Here is a 21,622-nt window from a genome sequence, read left to right on the forward strand (position 1 = left end):
GGCAGCCGCGGCCCTGGCCTCCCCGTCACCGCATATTGCTCGGATATCTGGCGCGTGCTGCTGGGAGGGTGAATTTGGAAGGGCGTATGACTGTTCCTCGATAGAGCCATCACAGTTCGTGTCGAGCGGCGCATTGCGCGGGCTGCGACCATCTTGCCGTCATCAAGTTCGGCGCACGAACGGGCCGCGTACCCATCGCAACGGTGCGGTCCAGCGCCAGCTGGTTGTCGTACCGATGTTTGTCCACGTCCCGAACGCCCCAAAGGCAGAATGCGTCCGCCGCGGGGGAGAGTTCAAAACTGCAAACCGAAGCGGAACATCAGAGCTCTCTAACGGTTCTATCTTGGTCGATTTCCAAGGTAGAGGGGCGGCCGTGTCAGCGTTTGAATTCGTGTATTTTTCTGGTTTGACGGCGAGTGATCTCCTAGGCGGCGTTGTCTCCTTGTTGGCCTGTTGTGTGCTCTACAACGTTATCGCGGAGGATCGTCCGCACCGGTAGCGCGGGAGCCGAGCGCCTGGCCCGCTGGCTTCGCAGCACGTCCCGCGCGAGCGGTGTGCCTATCGACCTGCGCGCAAGAGCGCTCAACGCTTCGAACGCCTCGCTCACCCGCTTCTGCGGTGCTTCCAGGGAAGGATAGGCCCGGTCGAGTTCTACTCCGGAGGTCGCCAAGGCTGCATCGCGATCCAAGAGATTACGCTCGCTGACATCGACCGACTGGGCGATGAAGGTCCCCAGTTGACGTCCGTAGTCCCGGTTGACCTCCGTAAGTGTCGACGAGCCTATTCAGCAACTCGGCATCCCTTGCCGCCATAATGTCGGCGCAAGGTGCATAGAACGGACGGGCCTTGCGGACCCGACTTGGATTCCGCGCGAGCCAGCCAACAGTTGCCGGCAACGGAGGTGTGATCAGGCCCTGCACACGCGCGGCACGCGGATAGGCACTTTCGAAGCGCGCAAACGTCTCGAAAATCTCCCGCACCGCGGCTGGCGCCAGTGAGCCGGCCTTCGCCTGGAAGCGCTCGAGCAATCGCCCCTCGGCGCCTGAGGCGCGAAGAACCGTGTTTCCAGATCGTCCAGGCCTTCAAATATCATCTGCTCAAAGGCGGGGTTGGCCAGCCAGGCCGGGAAGCCGCGCAAGACCATCCCAAAGTTGATAGTCGAAGCCAACCTGGGCAATCTCGCCGCCTATGCTCGGGTATCGGTCAGAGCATCGCTTCCCTGCAGCGGGCCCGCGACTTCAACGAGAAGATCGCGGCCGTCACTGCCTCGCGGCCTTCACCGGCGGCCTTGCGAAAGAGGTTCTCGGCAACCTGTCGTTGGCCTTGGTCTGAGGTGATGAAGTTCCTATCGATGTCCTTGCGCAGAGTCTTGGGATCGATGCCGATCAAACCGGCAATGTCGGGTTCCGGCACGCGGTAGCCGGGCCAAAGCCTCGACCTGACGGCGATGAAACCATCGGGTGTATGCCGCGGCCTGGCCATCAGGCAGCCTCCTGAGCCCGCTCGGCGGCAGCCACAGACGCAATCAGGCCGCTGCTCATGAACGATGCTGGCGGCGAGGTTCATCCTCTACAATGGTGCCCACTTGCTCGTATCGGCCTTACGAGGGGTGGAACCCGCATCAATTTCAATAGTTCTTGGCAGGTCAAAGGGGACCAAAGTGCGGCCTAAAAGTTTCGGTGCATTGTCGGCTTCCAGAAATGCCGTCCCGACCGGACGGAGGTTCGCCCGTTGCCTCGACGCTCTCAAGTATGTCGCGGTGGCAATTGCCACGTGTTTCTTCACCCTGGTGGCCATAAACCTCACAGCCGAACCGCGTGTCCTGCGATCCATCGTGCCGCATCGTTTTGACGCGACCGATCCACAATTCGCGCGAAGCATGGCCGCTTATTCGCAAGGACAGGTATTCGAGGCAAACGCTGTGCAAACGCTGGTCAATGGAGATGAGATCTTCCCAGCGATGCTGCAGGCCATCCATGCGGCTCGGTCGACCATCGACATGGAAACTTACATCTACTGGTCCGGAACGGTCGGCTACGAGTTCGCCAATGCCTTGGCCGCGAAAGCGCGGAAGGGCGTCGAGGTTCGTGTGCTGGTGGACTGGGTCGGCAGTCTGCCATTCGACGAGGATCTCATCCACATCATGACAAGCGCCGGCGTGCGGTTTCAGCGCTACCGGCCTATCTACTGGTACACGCTTGACCGGGTGAATAACCGGACGCATCGGAAGCTGCTGATCGTTGACGGACGGTTCGCCTTTACCGGCGGGGTGGGTATCGCAGACAACTGGCTGGGGGACGCCCGCAACCCTGATGAATGGCGCGACACCCACTACCAGATCGAGGGCCCTGCTGTCTCCGCCTTCCAGGCAGCCTTCGCTGAGAACTGGCTCGAGACCGCGGGCGAGACTTTGCAGGGAGAGAAGTTCTACCCGCCACCGGAAGCAGCGGGAGCACTGAATGCTCAGCTGGTGCTATCTTCGCAGCCAAATGGCTCCGAAGGCATGGAGCTGATGATGTTGGCTGCGATAGCCGCCGCCAAAGAACACCTTCGGATAGGGATGGCCTATTTCGTCCCCGATAACATTGCCTTGCAGCAAATATTGGACGCCAGAAAAAGAGGGGTGGCGGTTGACGTCATCTGTCCCAACGGCCTGACAGATGTTCCCATCGTTCGAAAAGGCTCTCGCTATTTCTGGGGTGATTTGCTCAAGGCCGGAGTTCGGATTTATGAGTTCCAGCCCACCATGTACCACCCCAAACTCCTGATCGTTGACGATGTATGGACGAGCTTTGGTTCAACCAATCTGGACGAACGGTCTTTGCGGCTGAACGACGAAGCTTCTCTGAACGTCTTCGGCCGGGATTTTGCGCGCACGCAAATCGACTTGTTCAACGAAGACCTCAAGCGATCAAGGGAGATCAGTTTGGACGAATGGCAATCGCGTCCATTGAGCGAGAAGGTCACGGACTGGATGGCCAGCAGGCTGCATTCACAACTTTAGATGTTTAGTCCTGATCGGCACTTGCTAAAGCTAATTGAATTTGGAGCGTCTCGGTTGTGATGCCACGCCTTGCATATGAACTCGTAGGGTTAGTTTGCCGCTCATGCTGGAGACATGATGGCTCCGAGTAAATGATCTCACAGCACATGGGCTGAAGGCTCGCGGAGGACTTTTGCGGTTGTGGGTCCGACACTGGTCGAACTCGCACGTTATCGACCCGCGCACGGTCAGGCCCGACTTCATCGAAGAGCTGCCGCTGGACGGCCTTTCAAGCAGGATATGCTGGTCGCGACGGAGATGGCCCCAGGCCCCATCACCCCGCGCTGGCGATGGATACTCGGCTCAGAGGAAAGCGGCATGGCGTCGACGCGGCCCCCCGCCCAATGGCGCAGTATGCGGACCTCGCCCAGCTGGGGGAACATATCCAGGCAGATGTTGGCCATGTTAGCCATCACCGGAAAATCGACCTTGAGCGACATACGTGGCCGTTCGGGCACTTCCGTGCCACTGACCACCTCGCCGCGCGAGGTCTGGTGGAAATACGCCAGGCTATCTATGAGCGCGATCGCCGGCTTTATGAAGGTGCTCCAGTGCCATCGCTTCGATGCGCATCCCGAATCCGTTCAACGGCACATCCGCCAGAGATGCGATATCGCGGTTGTTGGGGCCGGCGCAGGCAACGACGCATTCCGCTTCGATCCGACGCTCCCCAACCAGCACGGCGGTCACCCTCGAGGCAGTTCGCACGATCCCCGTGATTTTTGTGCGATATCGCATCTCGATCTGATTGCGATGGCAGAAAGCGAGGAGTCCCTTCATTACGGCATGGTGCGGCGCCACCCCCTCCGCGTCTGGTGCTGTACTGCCCTGACGCGGGATTTGTTGATTGCCGGGAGGAGCTCGTCGATTTCGCGACGGGACAGCCATCGGGCTCTTCACCCCGAAGCTCTGCTGAACCTTCAGCCTTCCAGGAGCATCGCTTCGCTTTCTCCCGCCCGGAGATGCAAGCGATAGGAAGCCCGGTCGGATGAGAATGAACCGGTCGGAGCCCTTCATCATGCCATTTGCCGGCTTTCGCCCGGGCATATCCGTTCTTGACGCTCGCCCGCTATTGTCACAGGTAGCGATGTCGGGGTCCAAGATATACCGTCGTTCGTGTGCTTGGACCTTTTCCGGTCACCTGCCTATTTCAGCTTGCTCGGTCGCCTCTTACTCCCTCGCGTGAGTTAAAATGCGGAATACCGGCCAATGGGCAATCGCTTCGCGCAATTTGCTGAAAAGCTTGCCTTCTTTGTTGATGGCAGACCGAACTTGAACGGCAGCCCATCCGGCTTTCATCCTCCCGCCGACATGGCAATGGCAGACAATAGCGTGCAACTGCCAATCCGTAAGCTCGAAAAAGCGCTTCGCTTCGCCATACGTATCGTTCTTCAGCCCTTCAGTCCGCAAAGTTGGATCGGCGAAAGCGATGCTCAGCGCGGAGCCGAGGGACTGGGTTTTGTCGCGCACGTCCAAGGTCATGTATTCCGGCCCGGGGAAGGCGGCGAGGCACCGCTCGGGATTTCGCTCGAGCAGCATGGCCCAGTGTTCCAAACGCTGGCGCCGCGTCATACCCGGAAACGATGCTTCGACTTCCGCGACCCCATGCAGTTCCGCAAGTGTCTGATGTTTCATGGCCGTCTCCTGTTGGCGAGGCGCTCCGCCTGCAACAGGCCGAAGTAGCCTCAGTCGTCCCTATGCAGGCGAACCTGCAGTCCGTCGGGAAGTTCCACTGGCGAGAAAATTTGACAATGCGGCTGCTCCGATTTCCCGCTGTCTCGGTACGTTAGACCATCCCATGCAACGAGTTACTTCGATGCTTGGACCAAACGCCGGAGCAACGGGTAATCCTTCAGATCCTTATAAGGCGTGAGATCTAAATCCCCAGGCAGCGAAGCTGTTCGTCATCGATCGCTTTCTCATGGATCTTGATAACGCTTTGGTAGTGCCGCCAGGTCAGGCCAGCCCCTTTGACCGCGTCTCTTCGCGCGCGAAGCGATTTAATAGACGTGCAGATGATGATGGCGCAACTCGTCCAAGAGCTTTTCAACAATTTCGTGGCACACCGGAAACGGTTCCAGGCGCACGTCCTCGCCTCTCCATCTGATGGTACGCCGGCAGGTGTCGGTCGATGTAAATTTTCATTCCATCGCTGCTTTATCCAGCAAAAACTGGTGGCTGACCTTAGCTCGTCGATGAAGCGCGGGTGCGACATCAGACAGAACGAGGTCGCTGATATCTTCAGAGCTATGACGGACCTCGTCGGCTAGTTTCACGTCCGCTCCTGCTATTTGGCTGCCGAAGCGCCCGCCCCAAGGCGAACGCTTCGAGATGACTTTTTTACTTATTGACGATGATACGCTGCTTGTCGCGGTTTTGTGCGTAAGTTGCCTTGTCGTAGGCAGTCTGCGCCTCCAGCTGGTCCTTGGTGAAGTTCGTATAGAGGTAACGGTTGCCGTTTTTGTCGGTCATGAACTTGAGGTTCTCCATACCGACGGCGACCTCCTTTTCGCCGATGCCCAGAAAGCCGCCTACATCAACGATTATCGAGTCGACCTTCTTGTCACCGGTCAGGATAACGTCGCCGATCTCGCCGACCTTCGCATCATCTGCGCCATAGACGTTGGTTCCGATCAAATTCGCGGCACTGATTTTGTCTGACGGCATTTCGGTCAAGGTCGACTTGTCGATCGAGGCCGTCGCAGTCGTATCGGTTTTGCCATTAGCCGCTTGGCTGTCGGCCATGCTGTTGGTCGGCTGGGCCGTTGGGATTGCCGCCGTATTGTAAGCCTTCGTATCGAAATTAGGCTGAGCTTTAAGCTCATCCTTGGTCGTCTTTGCGACCAACCAGCGATCGCCCTTCTTGTTGATCCATTCAAGCTTGTTGAAGTCGTAGGCCACATTTTTTTCGCCCACGCCAAGGAAACCGCCGACGCCAATGACGACGAGTTTGGCGTTCCCGTCCTTGTCCAGGACGATGTCATTAACATCGCCGATCTTCGTCGCGTCATCGGCGCTGCTGTCATAGACCGCGGCTCCCATGATCTTCGAGACGAGTTTGCCATCAATGACCGGGGCAACAGCCTCCGTCTGGGTAGCGGGCTTGCTGGTATTTGCGGCCTGTGCACCGGCCGTGCAGAACGCTGTCGACATGAGAGCAGCCGTCGCTATCGTAGTTAGGATCTTCCGCATCATTGTGAAATTCCTCCTGTTGCCTGGTTGGCGGCGTCGGTAGCTGCCAACGCCATTTCGACCAACGAAAACAAGGCCCCTAGGTTCCGGGAGTAGGTCTATGGTCCTAACGATATAGACTGAAGGCTCATGCAGAACCTGATGCTACGTTGGCGATAGGGGCGCCATCCCTGGGCCCGCAGGCGGCATAGCATCCCAGGCGGCGTTTCGCGCGGCGCCCGGTCCCCAAGCTGGCTCTCTCATATTTTGGATCCGAACGGGACTCCGAGTTGGCCAGTTCGCCAGCACCTTCACCCCGCGACGGTCGCTCGCGCTGCGCTACGCCAACGGCTCCGCGCCAGCGCCCGTCGCTCCACCCGCCCAGCAGGGCATACCCAACGCCGGAAACGAACTCAGAATTGGATAGAAACTGGGGGCAACGTAACGTTCAGCTCATATCCGGAACGCCAGGACCTCCGGTTGGATTTGGAGCCGGTGCATAGCTCCGCCTGTAGCGATGAAGTACAGCCGAACCGCATCGACCTGATTGACAAGCCCGGCCATGACAGGCCCACGACTTTGCCAGACGATTCCGAACCTGGTCCACTGGTTCCTCGCATCCAAAACGTAAAACGCCGGTCTAACGCCGAAAAGCAGAGCGCTTCTGCATGCTCTCGCTTAAGCTGCGAGGGGCATGTTGACCGCCACAAGAAAGAGAGCGTTATGAGGTTCTTTCATCGCGTTGCCAGCGCTCCGAGGGATCACACCAGGCAGCGACTGGTAGAACCGTTGCCTGTTTGCAGCCGCTAGAGCTCGGGCCTCATGCGACAGCTTTCCGCCCAGGCGAGCGGCGCTTGCCGTCGGCCTTTGACGCGGACTTGCGCTTTGAAAGGTGCGCAAGCAGAGCTGCCAAACCCAGCGCATTGAGAACCCGCGTCCTGGGCACTCCTCCCTTGCGGGCCATCTCGACACCCCAATGCATGTGGTCGAGTTCACGGATTGAATGAGCGTCCGGATTGATGCTGAAGATGCAGCCGTAGTCGAGCGCCCTTTGATGCCACCGCCAGTCGAGATCGAGCCGCCACGGATGCGCGTTGATTTCGACAGCGACGTCATATTTTGCGCACGCTCTGAGGACCTTGGCGACGTCCAGCTCATAGCCGGGACGACGCAACAACTGGCGACCGGTCATGTGCCCGATAATTGTCGTGAGGGGATTCGCGATTGCCTCAATGATACGCTCCGTCTGCTCTTTCTTAGGCAACTTGAAGCGGCTGTGCACGCTCGCGACAACGAAATCAAACTGCTTCAAGACGTGGTCCGGACAGTCAAGCGAGCCGTCGGCCAGGATGTCTGCCTCGATGCCCTTCAGGACACGGAATTTACCACCGTACTTCGTGTTCAGCCGATCCGCGTCGCGGTGCTGTTCAGTGATCTCCTGCAGTGTGAGCCCGCCCGCGTAGTGGGCAGACTGCGAATGGTCGGCGACACCAAAGTATTCAAACCCGCGCTTACGTGTCGCTTCAGCCATTGCCTCAAGCGTTTCGGTGCCATCGGATGCGGTCGTGTGAGAATGCAGGATGCCATGCAGATCTCCGTCCCGGACGAGGGGTGGTAACTGCTGGCTCGCTGCCCGCTCAATCTCGTCCCTGCCTTCGCGCAGTTCCGGTTCGATGAACTGCAGGTCCAACGCGTCGTAGATTTCCTCCTCTGTCGCTGCTGCGATCAGCTTTCTCGCGCGATAGAGCCCGTCGGGTTTGAGGGCGAACCCTCTCTCGGTCGCGTACATCTTCAACTGCTCAAGATGGGCGGCCGAACCGGTTGCTTTGAGAAGGCTCGCGCCAAAGTGCTTCTTGTCTGTGACCACAAGTGTGAGGGTGGACTGCTCGATCGCGGTCCGCTTCTTCCCCATTGCGACCAGTGCGAGGTCGATGACCAGTTCGCAACCGCGCCGGAAATCACCGGCAATTTCCACGCGCGAAAACTCGGGATGCTCTTGCTTCACCAACACGACAGCATGTTCGAGAAGAGCGGCGGCCTTGTGCAGGTGAAGTTGTGTTTCGCCGCTTCGCGCGATGGCCAGATTGTGCAGGATCTTTGTCTGAAGCGAAGCACCGAGGCCTTTGACTGGCCGGATTCGATCTGCCTTTGCGGCGGCTTCGAGCTCAGCCAACGAGTTCACGCCGAGGGCCTGATGAAGCTTCAGGATCTTGTCGGGCCGAAGCCCTGGTATGGCAAACAACTCCATCACACCCGCCGGGACCTCTTCCCGCAGCTTCTCAAGGCGTGGATGTGTGCCCGTTTCATAGAGCTTGCGCACAATATCTGCGATCGCGTTACCGATCCCCGGGATCCTGATGAGGGCGCCCGCGGCGATGATCCGGTCGAGCGGCTGCGACAACGCAGCCAGACTGTCTGCAGCGCGCAGATATGCTTTGGTGCGATAGGGGTTGTCCCCGCGCAGCGCCGTGCGATGTCCGTATTCCCTTAGGAGGCTGGCGACTGTCCGCGAATCGGTTTTTGCCATGGTCGAGGCAAACGGGGCCAATCTTCGCAGGTTCCAATCAGGCCAAGGCAACGAAGCCCTTATCCAGCCTTACTGCCTTCGCGGAGTGGGGCTACAAATTTGGCAATGATTGGTCGGCTCGCCCCCATCCCGCCAGAGATTTGCTGATTGCGCGTTTCTTCAATTCAGAAGCGTCGCCGACGTGGAAATGCGAGGGCGCATCAATCGTCTTCATTTCCGCCCAGGTGATCGGCGCCGCGACCGGAGCGCCCGATCGGGACCTTGCGCTGTAGGGCATGATCGCGGTCGCCCCACGCTGGTTGCGCAAATAGTCCACAAAGATGCGACCCTTCCGGCGCTTCTTCGACAACGCGGCCGTAAAGTGAGAGGGATCGCTTTGAGCGACCGCTTGCGCGAGGCGATGCGCGAAGTCTTTCACTTGCGGCCACTCGGCCTGAGGGGTGAGCGGCGCGATCACATGCACTCCTTTGCCTCCGGTCAGCATCGGGAATGTCGTAAGCCCCAATGACTTCAAAATATCACGAAACTGGAAAGCTGCGGCGCGGACAGCTTCAAAATCGAGACCCTCATCGGGGTCGAGATCGAAAACGAGGCGGTCGGCCTTTTCGATATCCTCGATCCGAGCTCCCCACCCATGCAGCTCGATCGTTCCCATCTGTACGCAGGTCATCAGCCCATCGGCATCGTCGACATAAAGGTATGGCTCCTCCTGGCCGTCCTTTTCAGTGATACCGACGTGGTGGACTTTGTCGCCAAAGCTCCCGGCATCATGCTTCTGGAAGAAGCACTTCTTGGCCCGGCCTTGGGGACACCGAACCAGACTGATCGGTCGACTCCCAACCCAAGGAAGCATGATCTCAGCGACGGCCGCGTAGTGGTCGGCGAGCTGACCCTTGGTGATATTCGACTCCGGATAGATCACGCGGTCACGATTGCTGATGGCGATGGTCTTCCGCGGCGACGTGGTCAGCTTGGCTGTGCGACGTTCCGTCTCCAGCATGACCGCCTCCGGCTTCTTGTCTTCGCGCAGACCGAGGTAGCTCGGATGTCTCAACGTTCCTTCGTTAGTCATCTCGGCGAAGGCAATCTCCGCGACCAGCTTGGGGCGAAGCCAGTGTGCTCCGCGAACTTCGGCTCGCGGCGCCGCGACGGTCGCGGCCTTCTGCTCGAGCGGTGCCATGATCTCCATGAGACGGAAAAGTTCAGCTGTATCGAAGCCGGTACCGACTTTTCCGGCATAACGCAGCTTGCCGCCATCATGCACTCCAAGGATCAATGACCGAAACGCGCGGACCTTTTCGGACGGCGTCCAACCGACAATCACGAACTCCTGCCGCTTGATGCACTTGATCTTGAGCCAGTTTCCGCCGCGGGCCGCCACATAATGCGAATCGGCGAGCTTGGAAACCACCCCCTCGAGCCCGGCTGCGCAAAAGCGGCCGAGCAGCTCTTCTCCGCGCCCCAGAATATGATCAGAATAACGAAGCACCGGGTTCTTCGCGGGCAAAATTCTCTGGAGCTTTTCCTTGCGTTCAAGGAGAGGATGCTTCGTGAGATCTTCGCCGTCGAGTTGAAGGAGGTCGAAGGCATAAAAGTCGATAGTGGCTGGCGCACCCTTTAATGCGTTCTGAAGCGCCTGGAAGTTTGATCGTCCGTCGGCATCGACAACGACGGCCTCTCCGTCAATCAGGGCAGAGCGGACCTGGAGCTTGCGGGCCTCCGAAAGAATGGACGGAAAACGGTGAGACCAGTCCAGGCCAGATCGCGTGTAGGCACGCGCTTCGCCGCTGCCGACCGCAACAAGAATGCGATAGCCGTCGTATTTCATTTCGTGGATCCAGCGGTCGCCGGCAGGGACGACGTCCACGAGCGTTGCGAGCTGGACGGGCCGAAAAGTGGGCAGTGCCAAATTGGCTTGCTCACGCGTTGGCGACGTCGCTTGATGAGCGGTTGACCCCTGCATTGCCTTACGCGACGTTGGCATGACCACTCACCGCCCCATACCCAAGACGAAATGGCTTAATCGCGTCCAACGCGCGACTGCTTCTTAAGTTTCGCCGAGAAGCTTGGAGCTTGTTGCCATCATTGTCGCGCCTTATCAGCGCCTCGGCCTGCTCTCAGCTGAATCCGTACTGCCTGCCTCCGTCCACCATCTTCTCAGTTTACCCGCACAATGTCGCCGGGCCGGGCAAGAGCCAGAGTAGTCGCGGAGATCGCTTGAAGCGTCGCGGTGTCACGGGCCTATCGGCCTTCCGCACCAATTGGTGAAGGAAACTCCGGGTAATCGGTCCGCACCCACTCCTCAATGAGCCAGCCTTCATCGTCGAAACGAAAAATGTTGGACAAATCCCAGGTCACACGCCGGCGGTTCGGAGGCAAGGGGGGCCGACGGGCGACTGTGTGAATTCGCGGGCAAAGCGTCCCTCGACCCAGGTTTGGCAGGCGACATAGTCACCTTCGACGATGATGATGCCTCGAGGGATCTAGCGATCGTCGAATGCTATGGACTTGAAGTAGTTGGTAAGCCCGGCGTAGTCCACCTCGAAGCCATCCGGGCCGTGGAAACGGAACTTCTCCGTGTCGAAGCACCCGGCATCGATCGCCGCGCCTGTATGGTTGGCGATGTGGCAGCGTTATAAGACCTCTGCAATTGTCTTATAACGTCACTTGCGTCGCTTCAGCTCATGCCGCTATAAGAGAAACGCATTTTTCTTATAACGGAGCCGACGCATGAAGACGGTCGATCTCGTTTATCGCACGATGTATGCGGAACTCGTTCAGCGCTGCCTTGATGCATCGTTCGTAACCGACTTCTCCACGGCGGGAAATTTCGTCCGGGTTCCGGTGAAGGGGCGGGGCTATTGGTATTTTGAGGAAACCCAACCCAAGAAAACGCGGAAGTATGTCGGCCCGTCCGACGATCCCGAGATCGCGAAACGCGTTGAAGCCTTCCAAGAAATCAAGGAAGACCTCCGTAGTCGACGGAAACTCGTCTCCACGCTGACTCGCGAAGCAGGGCTGACCGCACCGGACCGGTTCACTGGCGATGTCGTTGAAGCCATCGGAGCAGCAGGAATCTTCCGCTTAAGAGGCGTGCTCGTCGGTACGGTTGCCTTCCAGACGTATGCGGGACATCTCGGCGTAAGATTGCCTGGTGCTTCATTGCAAACCGGCGATGCCGATTTCGCGCAGCATTACTCGACTTCGTCGTCAGTCGAAGACACCCTGCCGCCGATCCTGGAAATCTTGAGAGAGATTGATCCAACCTTCAGGGAGATCCCCCATAGATCGGATCCCGGACACACGACCCAATTCGAGAATGCAACGAGATACAAGGTCGAGTTCCTTACCCCGAACCGGGGATCGGATGACTACACCGACCGCGCCAGTCCGATGCCAGCACTGGGCGGAGCTTCGGCGCAGCCCTTGCGTTTCCTCGATTTCCTGATCCACGAGCCCATCCGGACCGTGATGCTGCATCGGTCAGGGGTGCCTGTAACCGTGCCGTCGCCGGAACGGTATGCAGTTCACAAGCTCATCGTCGCCTCTCGCAGGAAATCAGATGCAAACGGCGTCGCCAAGCGCGAAAAAGACGTCCATCAGGCCAGCCTCCTCGTCGAGGCACTGGAGGCGACCCGTCGCAAGGATGACCTTGCAACAGCGTTCTCGGAAGCGTGGGGGAGGGGGCAGCACTGGCGCGAGGCGATGCTGAAGGGGCTGGGCCTGATGCCGCCGAAGAAACGACAGGAAGTTGAGGACACAGTCAGAAAGGCCCTTGTCGAGATCGGCGAGGAGCTGGACGGCTTCGACTCGGCCGTGAACTCGAAGTCGTAGTCAAAAGGGCGAGGCTCGAAAGCCGCCCTTGTCGGTTGGATTGAAGAGGACCAGCGTTGATCAGGATTGCTTACGAGGGAGTATAACCTAGCTGTTGAGGTCTGTTCGCCGTGTGTTCGTCCAAAAAAGCGCATAAAGGCAGTCTGGAATTTGCAGAGAATTTCCAGAAGCCGCCATCTCTTCGCGGCCTCAGATTTGCCAGCATGGCAAAAGCTGCGAACGGATTCAATGGATTGGGTGACGCTGTCAGAGCCGTTTCGACATCCAGGCTGTGCATTGTTCGAGGCGTTCCAGCGTAGCTTTTGGCCAACAAGCTGGTGACCCGCATTAAGCAAATTGGATTGCCTTTGGAACCAGCCGCATTGATCAATTCGGATTCAAGCAGGACTATCCGATCTCCCATCTGCTGAGCCTCCGTCAATCGTATTTCTCTAATCAGCCCAAGCTGCGCATATTCGACGTCACCATCCATGCAGCGTGGAGTAGCGCACGAAAACTAAACACCGGCAGATTTGAAAAACTCGCAAGAAGATGTCGCGCATCCCGGCTGATCACCCGCTGGTCATCCCCGCGAGGAACACCACCTGCTACCCGGGAATACGGCTGATCTGTGCCGTCTGGCACATCCTCAGCCTAGTTGCAGAAGAAACTTAATTGACTTTGTAACGACCGTTTCAGAGCCTTTATCTAAAGAAGCCGTGCCAATCTCCAACGAAACGACATGACGCCTCGCAGATGCCGGTCAGATTAATGTGCTCCCGGAGCGCTGTGCATCCGGCGGCTGCCCGCCCTTCCGCGCGGGTGCGGACGAGGATTTGCCGGAGAACGCCAAACCCAATGCGCTGCGTTTATCGCTCGCCGGTGTGCAGTTCGAACTCCAAAAGACTCTACATTTCCGACCAAGACGCCTGCTCACATCATTTGTTAAAGACTCAAGGGGCACGCGGAGTCATGTTGCAGCGTTCAATGCACATCTGCGGGACGGAGGAGCCATGTTGTTTCCGGGTCAAGTCGTCATGTCCGACGAACTGGAAATGCTCACCCGAGTCTGTCGGACCGCCTGCAACGAGCGGGATATTCCGCTCGACAGCCCGCAGGCACAGACACTCGCGTCCCATGTCCTGAAGCTTTTCCTGAACGGGCTTATGGGCGAGGAAGAGCTGCTAAGCGCCGAGCGGAACCGTATGAAAAGGCAAGCTCACATCGCCGCCTTGAATCAGCCGCCTGCTCCAGCACGCTAAATCCCGGACCCCGCAGCGACTCCTATTGGCGGCGCAGGCGTACCCGATGGTCAGCGCACCAGGAGGAACATTCCTGTCAGCCCGGCGTTAGGGGGGGTCCGCCACACCGGTGCGCTCGTGCTGATCTCGAATCCTCCACGTGAGTGGCTCACCCGAGCCGATTGGCCCGTTATATCGCGGCGCGCGGTTCTTGCAGCGCTTTCCTCCTTGATCGTGGCCGGTCCCACTGCAGCCGCGTCTGGGCAATCCCTCCCTGTCCGGTTTGGCGTGCTCGGATTTGGCACGGCCGCCTGGGAAGTCGACGTGGTCCAACGATATGGGCTGGACATTTCGCACGGCGTCTCTCTCGAGGTGCGGCGTCTTGCCAGCACGGAAGCCGGCAAGACCGCGTTGCTGGCCGGCAGCGTCGACGTCATCGTATCGGATTGGGTGTGGGTGACGCGCCAGCGCGCGGAAGGCGCCGATCTTGTTTTTGTTCCCTATTCGCGCGTGGTCGGCGCACTTGAGCTACCCGCCGGTTCCCCCGTCCGCAGGCTAGCGGATTTCGATGGCAAACGGCTCGGGGTCGCGGGCGGCCCGCTCGACAAGAGCTGGATCTTGCTGCGTGCGCTTAACCTTCGACAGTCGGGACGCGACCTCGCCGCGAGCGTGCAGCCTGTATTCGGAGCGCCGCCTTTGCTCGAACAGGAATTCCTTGCAGGCCGGCTCGACGGGTTGCTGACATTCTGGAACTTCGCGGCCCAGCTCGAAGCCGCCGGAGCCCAGCGGTTGCTGAACGTTGGACAGATTCTGGAGGGGCTGGGCGTTTCCGGCGAGCTGCCGATGCTCGGCTATGTCTTCCATGAAGACTGGGCGCGTGCTGATCCTGCGGTTCTTAGCGGTTTCCTGAAAACGGTCATGGCCGCCAAGTCGCTTCTTGCCACTTCCGACAGCGAATGGCACGCGCTGGCGCCGCAACTGGGAACAGATGATGTCCGGCTTCAGGCCGCCTTGCGCGACGCCTATCGGGATGGAATCCCCCGCCGCTTCGGCAGGAAGGAGCGCGACGACGCGGCGCGCCTGTTTTCAATTTTGGCCGATCTGGGCGGTGAAGCTCTGGTCGGCAAGGCGAAAGGCTTCGATCCCGGCATCTTTTGGAGCATACCCGCTTGAGACCGCATCCATGAGCAACAGCTTGGCCGCTTCCGCCAATGCCCAGCGATGGCAGAGCGTCGCGGCGCTGCTTGGTATGCTTCTGATCTGGCAGGCGGCGGCATCGGTGGTGGCCAGCCGGCTGTTGCCGAGCCCTTTGGAGGTCACCATCGTCCTCTTGCAAGAGGCGCTGCAGGGCGAACTCGCTTTTCACCTCGGCGTCTCGCTAACGCGAGTGATTGTGAGCCTTTCCGTCGCGATCGTGGTCGGCTCCGCGCTTGGCTATGCCGCCGGCCGCTCGCGTGATGCTGATCTTTGGTTGAAGCCATGGATCGTTCTGCTGCTCAACGTGCCGGCGCTGGTGACCGTCATCCTCATCTATGTCTGGCTCGGTCTGGTCGAGACCGCGCTCGTGTTCGCGGTCGCGCTCAACAAGATCCCCAATGTGGTAGTGACCATTCGCGAGGGCGCCAGCCGGCTGGACAAGGACCTCACGGAAATGGCCGAGGTCTATCGTTTCACCGGAACGAGGTCGCTGCGCTACATCGTGCTCCCGCAATTGGCACCGTTTTTCCTCGTCACCCTGCGCAGCGGACTGGCATTGACCTGGAAGATCGTGCTGCTCGCCGAATTGCTTGGCCGCTCCAACGGGGTTGGATTCCAGCTGCAGATCTATTTCCAGAACTTCGACGTGTCCCACATCCTGGCCTATGCCATAAGCTTCGGAGTGGTGATGCTGGCCATCGAGTACGGCCTGCTCGGGCCTCTGGAAGGCCGACTTGGCGTGTGGCGGCGTTGATGCTGACCATCAGGATAGAGATGAAGACCTTCGCTATTCCCGGCCAGGGCCAGGGTAGGACCGTGTTCCGGGACTTCGCTCTCGATGTGCCGCACGGCCAGGTTTGTGTGATCGCTGGGCCCTCGGGAGTTGGCAAATCGACGCTGCTCTCGATCGTCGCAGGCACCGACCGCGAATTCCGCGGCGTGGTGGAGGGACGCGCGCTTCCTGTCGGGATGATGTTCCAGACACCGCGTCTGCTCCCTTGGCTGACCGTCTTGCGCAATGTCGAACTCGTGATCCCCGGGCGGGAGCAGGAGGCATCGAGGTGGGTTGCCGCCGTAGGCCTTGAGGATCACGCAAACGAATATCCGCAGCGTCTCTCCGGAGGCATGGCCCGGCGCGTGGCGCTCGCCCGCGCGCTTGCCGTCGAGCCCGCGCTGTTGCTGCTCGACGAACCTTTCGCTTCGCTCGACGAGGCGACGGCGAACACGATGAGCCTCCTGCTGCGTGAAGTTTTCAATACCAGGCCGCCCATCGCGCTTATTGTCACGCACAATTTGGCCCAGGTCTCGTCGCTGGCCGACCGCTTCGTCGTTCTGGAAGGCTCGCCGGCAGCTATCGTGCGCGATGTCGGGATTGCCCGGGGTGGCGGACCGGCTTCACCGCGTGGCCCGGCCAGCTTGCAGGCAGGCGGAGCGGAATGAGACTGGTGCTGTCGATCGTGCTGCTCCTGTTGGCCGCTGCCCCCGGCTCCGCCGCACCGCAGACCATGGTGGTCGGCTATATCGGCCAGGAGCGCACGCCACCCCTGCCTTTAGGACCGCTTGACCAGCCCGTCAGCGATGACGGCCTGCAGGGGGCCCGGCTGGGCATCGCCGATGACGGCGGCACCGGCCGCTTCCTCGGCCAGTATTTCCAGCTCGAAGAACGCGTGCTGAAGCCAGGCGAAGCGCCCACCGAAGCAATCGCCAGCCTTGCCGCGAGCGGCGTCACTTTCGTCGTGGCCGACCTCGATGCGGCCACGCTGAACCAGGCTCTCGCAGCACCCGGAGCAGACAAGATGCTGTTGTTCAACAGCCGTGCGCCGGACGATGCGCTCCGCCAGCAGCACTGCCGCAAGAACCTCCTGCATACCGTTCCAAGTCGCGCCATGCTCGCCGACGGCCTCGCGCAATATCTCATCTGGAAGCGTTGGCAGCACTGGTTTCTGCTGGTCGGCCCGCATCCTGCTGACGAGGCGCTGGCTGCAGCGTTGCGCCGCGCGGCGACACACTTCGGCGCCGAGATCGTCGTCGACAAGCCTTGGACGTTCCGGCCTGCCAATGGTCGTGCGGACACGGGACATGTCACGCTTCAGACCGAGATACCGGCCGCCACCCAGGTCGGCGATTACGACGTGCTGGTCGTCGCCGACGAGGCGGACGAGTTCGGCGCCTATCTCGAGGGCCGAACCGCGCTACCACGGCCGGTCGCCGGGACGCAGGGGATCGTGGCGACCGGCTGGAGCGCGGTCAACGAGGAATGGGGCGCAACGCAACTTCAAGACCGCTTCCGCAAGCAGGCCGGGCGCTGGATGACGGCTTACGACTACGCCGGTTGGCTCGCCGTGCGCAGCGTCGGAGAAGCGGCAACACGCCTGCGCAGCCTCGATGCTTCGGCGATCACGGCATATTTGCGCAGTGACGACTTCCTTCTCGCCGGCTTCAAGGGGCAGGGGCTCAGCTTCCGGTCATGGGACGGCCAGATGCGGCAGCCCATCCTGATAGCGGGGCCGCGGCTGCTCGTCTCCAGCTCACCGCAACCGGGTTTCCTGCATCAGCGCACGCCCCTCGACACGCTGGGCGTCGACCTCGAGGAGAGCGCATGCAGGTCGTGATCCCAATCCTGCTGTCGGTGTTGATTGTCGCCGGACCTGCCGCAGCGGAGACGATCTACGTATCGAACGAGCAGGACAACACAGTGGCGGTGGTGGAGGGCGCCGGCATGAGCCTCTCCACGGCCATCAACGTCGGAAGGCGCCCACGCGGCATGGCGCTTTCGGTCGACAAGAAGCTGCTCTTCGTGGCTGTGGGCGACGACAACCGGATCGACATTGTCGATCTCGCCAAACGGCAGGTGACCGGCCAGCTCCCCTCAGGAGTCGATCCGGAATTTTTTGTCGTGCATCCTGACGGCAAACGCCTGTTCGTCGCCAATGAGAATGACAATCTGGTCTCAGTCGTCGATATCGCGTCCGCCAGGGTGATCGGTACCGTTGACGTCGGGGTCGAACCCGAGGGTATGGCGGTCAGTGCCGACGGCCATTACGTTGCCTGCACCTCGGAGACCACCAGCATGGTGCACCTCATCGACGCCGGCACGCTCGACATCGTAGACAACCTCCTGGTCGACACCCGTCCCCGCGCGGCGTCGTTCTCGCCGGATGGGAAGCAGCTTTGGGTGTCTTCCGAAATACGCGGAACCGTGACCGTCTTCGACACTACGTCTCGTGCTGAGGCCGGCAAGGTCCAGTTCGAGGTTCCCGGTATCCGCCGCGACGGCGTCCAGGCGGTAGGCATCGAAATGACCCGCGACGGCGCCACTGCCTATGTGGCGCTTGGTCCGGCCAACCGGATTGCCGAAGTCGATACCAGGACGCTGGCCGTGCGCCGCCTCTACCTCGTCGGCCAGCGCCCGTGGCATGTGGCGCTGTCGGATGACCAGAAGCGCCTGGTAAGCGCCAATGGCAATTCCGGGGACATCTCGTTCATCGATCTTGAAGACGAGGAGGTGGTGAAGTCGGTGCCGGTGGGACGCGGCCCCTGGGGAGTGGTGATCGGCCCATGAAGGCGCTGTCACTCGAAGGTCTGGGACACAGCTTCGGACAGCGGCGGGTTCTCGAAGCCGTGTCGTTCTCGGTCGCGGAAGGCAGAATGTGCATACTGCTCGGACGCAACGGCGCCGGCAAGACGACGTTGTTCTCGCTGGTCACCGGCCTCTATCATGCCCGATCCGGCCAGATCGATGTGTTCGGCCACTCCATGCGGGCCGATCCGGCCGCCGCACTTGCCCAGATGGGTGTTGTCTTCCAGCAGCAGACGCTCGACCTCGATCTCACCGCCGCCGAAAATCTGCGCTATCACGGCGCCCTGCACGGGCTGGCGGCCGGCGTCTGCGAAACAAGGTTGCGCGAAGAACTCGAACGGCTGGAGGTCCCTGACCGGTGCGACGAGCCGGTCCGTTCACTGTCGGGCGGTCAGCGGCGACGTGTCGAAATCGCGCGCGCCCTGATGCATCGGCCCCGCATCCTGCTGCTCGACGAGCCGACGACCGGGCTCGACGTGCCTGGGCGCCGGGCGATCGAGCAGCATGTGCGCGCGCTCTGCCGGGAACGAGGTATTGCCGTTCTCTGGGCAACGCATTTCCTGGAAGAGGTGTCGGCCGACGACGACCTGGTGGTGCTGCATAAGGGCAGGCTGCGTTGGGCTGGCGGGGCCGGCCGCGTCGCGGCGGATCTTGCGGTCGCCAGCATGGCCGATGCGTTCGATGTGCTGACGGAGGCGGCATGAAAAGGCGTCACGCGCTGCGGGCCATTACAGGCATACTGCGCCGGGAGATGCTGCGAACGCTGCGGCAGCGTGGCCGGCTGCTCTCGGCGATCATACGGCCGTTGGTCTGGCTCGCCATCTTCGCCGCCGGGTTCCGCTCGGTGCTTGGCCTGTCGATCACGCCGCCCTACCAGACCTACGTGCTCTACGAAGTCTATGTCGTCCCCGGACTGGCGGCCATGATGCTGCTCTTCCATGCCATGGCAAGTTCGCTGGCCATGGTCTACGACCGCGAGATGGGCAGCATGCGCCTGTTGCTGACGGCACCGCTTCCGCGCTGGTACCTGCTTGCCGCGCGGCTGCTTGCGAGCGTCATCGTCAGTCTGCCGCTGGTCTATCTGTTCCTGCTGATCGCGCGCTATTGGGACGTGCGCCCCCCAGTTCTAGGCTATCTGGCCGTGTTTCCGGCGCTCGTCCTGTCCGGCCTGATGCTCGGCGCATTTGGGTTGCTGGTTTCGTCGATCTCGACGCAGATGGAGAACTTCGCCGGCGTGATGAACTTCGTCATCTTCCCGACCTTCTTCGCCTCGACGGCTCTCTATCCGATATGGCGACTCGCCGAGGCGGGGCCGGTGCTGGCAATGATCGCCGCATGGAACCCGTTCAGTTCGGCGGTCGAGCTGATACGCTTCGCCCTCTATCTGCGCTTCGATCCCGTTTCGGCTCTCGTCGTTCTCGCTTGCCTCGTCGGGTTTTTCCTTGCGGCAGTGGTCGGCTATGACCCCGGTCGTGGCTTGTGGTCCCGCCGCGGCGGCGAAGGCTAATCATCTGAGGGCATAGAGATAGGCGGCGATATCGCGCGCCTGCTGCTGCGTAATCCTTGTCGATGGCATCGCCGTGTGCGGATTGATCTCCCTGGCCTCTCGTACCCAGCGGATCAGGTTCTCGGGATTGTTAGCCAGCACCCCGCCGATAAAGACCCGGTCGGCAAGGCTGGAATCGAGGCGCGGACCAACCTGGCCTTGTGCCCCTGGCACGCCGGGGATTGTATGGCACCCCGAGCAGCCATTCGCGGTCATGATCGGAATGGCGCGCGCGCCCACGCCACCGGTCGCAACATCCGATTCGTGGCGAACACGATCACGCCGGTCCGACCACAAGGTCGCCCCGGCGACGGCGGCGGTCAGCAGCAGGATGGCGGCGAGCGCGCCGCCGGTCATCCTAGCCAGGCCGGAGCCCATGGGTGGCCTCCCTGATTCCGCTCTTGCTTATCCAAAGGCCGGCGAGCAGCAAGGCGGCTCCGCCATAGATCAGGCCAGCCGGAACCCACATCACCAAGCCGGCGAGCTGCTGGTCCTCGATCGGGGTCAGTCCCCACAGCGCCGCGCCAGCGGCATTCTGCGGATACCAGAGTTTGGGCGACAACAGCAGCAGCACGCCAAGTAGACCCGTGTGCAGCGAGGTGAAGAAGAGATGCATGACCGCGCTGCCATAGGCCTGCTGGCGGCCGGAACGCGGCAGAATCACCCACCAGAACAGCAGGGCTGTGCCGAGGAAGCTCGCATGCTGGGCATAGTGCAGGACGCCCTGCTGAAGCGCTGCCTCGAACAGTACGGGGACGTGCCACATCCAGATCGCGATACCGTGGATGGCGGTTGCGTTGAGGGGACGGCTGGCAACGGCCCAGATCGCCTGGAGAAACTTGCCGTGCGTGAGCATTCCCGTTCCGCGGCGGAATGCGGCCGGCAATGCCCATATCAAGGCTGCGCCGGGGCAGGCGGCGACAAGGAGCGGCGCCGCCACCGCCATCAGCAGTTCATGCTCGATCATGTGGGCGGCAAACACCCGTTCGCCAAGCGCATGGATCGGGCTGACCAGCGCTCCCGTCAGTAGGCCCCAGCCGGCGGCGAACAACAGAGCTTGTCGCGTCCGCTCGGGGCGGCCCCGGCTGCTGCGGCGCCACAGCCGGCTCGCTCCGATCGCATAGATGAGCGCGATTGTGACCAGAGGGAGCGTGATGGGAAACGCAAGTGTCCATCCCCCTTCGGGCGCGCCGGCGCCATAGCAGATCGATGTTGAGAGGAAAGCCTCGAAGCTCATCGCAGGCACTCGTCAAGGATGAGCGCGGCGCTCCCCTGCATGACGATGACGAGGGCAAAAAGCAAAGCCGCAAGAATGCCGAGATCGGCGACGAATTGTTCGGTGCTGCGCGTGCGCTCCGGCTTGAAAGCCGCGCCCCCCTGCCGCTTTGCCCGCCAAGAAAGCATGCCGCCGAGAAGCGAAAGCAAGGCAAGCAGCAGTGCGATTGGAAGCACGACCGGCACCTGGCGATTGCATTGCCAGGGAACAAGCGCGTAATTCAGCTGC

General features: G+C 60.8%; 20 protein-coding genes. 10 read left to right on the top strand and 10 right to left on the bottom strand.

Translation table 11 applies throughout. The features are described 5' to 3' along the window. Nucleotides 1-1,203: 1,203 nt before the first annotated feature. A complete protein-coding gene (locus tag FJ492_RS11160; protein WP_140718391.1) occupies nucleotides 1,204-1,482 on the bottom strand; it encodes a hypothetical protein in 279 nt (92 codons plus the stop codon). Nucleotides 1,483-1,660: 178 nt separating this feature from the next. Here FJ492_RS11160 and FJ492_RS11165 point away from each other — a divergent pair, with 178 nt between their 5' ends. Then, nucleotides 1,661-3,004 carry a phospholipase D-like domain-containing protein gene (locus FJ492_RS11165; RefSeq protein ID WP_246675996.1) on the top strand — a complete coding sequence of 448 codons (1,344 nt, stop codon included), beginning with the start codon at nucleotides 1,661-1,663 and terminating at the stop codon, nucleotides 3,002-3,004. Between the two features lie 549 nt (nucleotides 3,005-3,553). On the opposite strand, the gene FJ492_RS11170 is transcribed toward FJ492_RS11165, so the two are convergent. From FJ492_RS11170 to ligD, 6 genes are all read right to left on the bottom strand, one after another. After that, nucleotides 3,554-4,063 carry an FAD-dependent oxidoreductase gene (locus FJ492_RS11170; protein WP_181165884.1) on the bottom strand — a complete coding sequence of 170 codons (510 nt, stop codon included), beginning with the start codon at nucleotides 4,061-4,063 and terminating at the stop codon, nucleotides 3,554-3,556. A 150-nt stretch (nucleotides 4,064-4,213) separates the two neighbouring features. Further along, nucleotides 4,214-4,678 carry a hypothetical protein gene (locus FJ492_RS11175; protein WP_140769903.1) on the bottom strand — a complete coding sequence of 155 codons (465 nt, stop codon included), beginning with the start codon at nucleotides 4,676-4,678 and terminating at the stop codon, nucleotides 4,214-4,216. 506 nt (nucleotides 4,679-5,184) lie between these two features. Further along, a complete protein-coding gene (locus tag FJ492_RS29460) occupies nucleotides 5,185-5,319 on the bottom strand; it encodes a hypothetical protein (RefSeq protein WP_281406157.1) in 135 nt (44 codons plus the stop codon). 64 nt (nucleotides 5,320-5,383) lie between these two features. Next, the gene (locus FJ492_RS11180; protein ID WP_140718399.1) at nucleotides 5,384-6,238 is read right to left on the bottom strand and encodes a PRC-barrel domain-containing protein; all 855 of its coding nucleotides are present in this window, start codon (nucleotides 6,236-6,238) and stop codon (nucleotides 5,384-5,386) included. Nucleotides 6,239-7,034: 796 nt separating this feature from the next. Beyond that, the gene (locus FJ492_RS11185) at nucleotides 7,035-8,741 is read right to left on the bottom strand and encodes a DNA polymerase/3'-5' exonuclease PolX (protein ID WP_140747202.1); all 1,707 of its coding nucleotides are present in this window, start codon (nucleotides 8,739-8,741) and stop codon (nucleotides 7,035-7,037) included. Between the two features lie 91 nt (nucleotides 8,742-8,832). Continuing rightward, the gene (ligD, locus tag FJ492_RS11190) at nucleotides 8,833-10,725 is read right to left on the bottom strand and encodes a DNA ligase D (RefSeq protein ID WP_140746923.1); all 1,893 of its coding nucleotides are present in this window, start codon (nucleotides 10,723-10,725) and stop codon (nucleotides 8,833-8,835) included. A 746-nt stretch (nucleotides 10,726-11,471) separates the two neighbouring features. On the opposite strand from ligD, the gene FJ492_RS11200 reads away from it, so the two are divergent. The 9 genes from FJ492_RS11200 (at nucleotide 11,472) to FJ492_RS11240 (ending at nucleotide 20,079) form a co-directional block, all read left to right on the top strand. After that, nucleotides 11,472-12,575, top strand: coding sequence for a GSU2403 family nucleotidyltransferase fold protein (locus FJ492_RS11200; protein ID WP_140506207.1), 1,104 nt, complete (start codon nucleotides 11,472-11,474; stop codon nucleotides 12,573-12,575). An 815-nt stretch (nucleotides 12,576-13,390) separates the two neighbouring features. Then, the gene (locus FJ492_RS29180) at nucleotides 13,391-13,816 is read left to right on the top strand and encodes a hypothetical protein (protein ID WP_246672993.1); all 426 of its coding nucleotides are present in this window, start codon (nucleotides 13,391-13,393) and stop codon (nucleotides 13,814-13,816) included. Nucleotides 13,817-13,933: 117 nt separating this feature from the next. After that, nucleotides 13,934-14,968 carry an ABC transporter substrate-binding protein gene (locus tag FJ492_RS11210; RefSeq protein WP_140718403.1) on the top strand — a complete coding sequence of 345 codons (1,035 nt, stop codon included), beginning with the start codon at nucleotides 13,934-13,936 and terminating at the stop codon, nucleotides 14,966-14,968. A gap of 10 nt (nucleotides 14,969-14,978) precedes the next feature. Further along, nucleotides 14,979-15,746: an ABC transporter permease subunit gene (locus tag FJ492_RS11215; RefSeq protein WP_140506201.1), complete on the top strand. Its 768-nt coding sequence runs from the start codon at nucleotides 14,979-14,981 to the stop codon at nucleotides 15,744-15,746. After that, complete coding sequence (locus FJ492_RS11220; RefSeq protein ID WP_140718407.1) at nucleotides 15,746-16,432, top strand: ATP-binding cassette domain-containing protein; 687 nt, start codon at nucleotides 15,746-15,748, stop codon at nucleotides 16,430-16,432. The genes FJ492_RS11215 and FJ492_RS11220 overlap by 1 nt, the downstream gene beginning before the upstream one ends. Further along, on the top strand, nucleotides 16,429-17,604 hold the full coding sequence (locus FJ492_RS11225) for an ABC transporter substrate-binding protein (protein WP_140746917.1): 1,176 nt from the start codon (nucleotides 16,429-16,431) through the stop codon (nucleotides 17,602-17,604). The genes FJ492_RS11220 and FJ492_RS11225 overlap by 4 nt, the downstream gene beginning before the upstream one ends. Next, nucleotides 17,592-18,554 (top strand): PQQ-dependent catabolism-associated beta-propeller protein, encoded by a 963-nt coding sequence (locus FJ492_RS11230; protein WP_140746914.1) that lies wholly within the window; start codon nucleotides 17,592-17,594, stop codon nucleotides 18,552-18,554. Before FJ492_RS11225 ends, FJ492_RS11230 begins: the two co-directional genes overlap by 13 nt. After that, nucleotides 18,551-19,276 carry an ATP-binding cassette domain-containing protein gene (locus tag FJ492_RS11235; RefSeq protein WP_140746911.1) on the top strand — a complete coding sequence of 242 codons (726 nt, stop codon included), beginning with the start codon at nucleotides 18,551-18,553 and terminating at the stop codon, nucleotides 19,274-19,276. The genes FJ492_RS11230 and FJ492_RS11235 overlap by 4 nt, the downstream gene beginning before the upstream one ends. Beyond that, entirely contained in the window at nucleotides 19,273-20,079 is an 807-nt protein-coding gene (locus tag FJ492_RS11240) for an ABC transporter permease (protein WP_140746908.1), read from the top strand. Before FJ492_RS11235 ends, FJ492_RS11240 begins: the two co-directional genes overlap by 4 nt. On the opposite strand, the gene FJ492_RS11245 is transcribed toward FJ492_RS11240, so the two are convergent. Genes FJ492_RS11245 through FJ492_RS29185 form a run of 3 tightly spaced genes read right to left on the bottom strand, consistent with a single transcriptional unit; the run spans nucleotide 20,080 to nucleotide 21,570 of the window. Continuing rightward, the gene (locus FJ492_RS11245) at nucleotides 20,080-20,496 is read right to left on the bottom strand and encodes a cytochrome c (RefSeq protein ID WP_140506189.1); all 417 of its coding nucleotides are present in this window, start codon (nucleotides 20,494-20,496) and stop codon (nucleotides 20,080-20,082) included. After that, the gene (locus tag FJ492_RS11250; protein WP_140746905.1) at nucleotides 20,477-21,355 is read right to left on the bottom strand and encodes a cytochrome c oxidase assembly protein; all 879 of its coding nucleotides are present in this window, start codon (nucleotides 21,353-21,355) and stop codon (nucleotides 20,477-20,479) included. The genes FJ492_RS11245 and FJ492_RS11250 overlap by 20 nt, the downstream gene beginning before the upstream one ends. Beyond that, entirely contained in the window at nucleotides 21,352-21,570 is a 219-nt protein-coding gene (locus FJ492_RS29185; RefSeq protein WP_246672994.1) for a hypothetical protein, read from the bottom strand. The genes FJ492_RS11250 and FJ492_RS29185 overlap by 4 nt, the downstream gene beginning before the upstream one ends. Nucleotides 21,571-21,622: the final 52 nt, after the last annotated feature.

It is taken from the genome of Mesorhizobium sp. B2-5-4 (genome assembly GCF_006441095.1).
GTDB lineage: Bacteria > Pseudomonadota > Alphaproteobacteria > Rhizobiales > Rhizobiaceae > Mesorhizobium > Mesorhizobium salmacidum.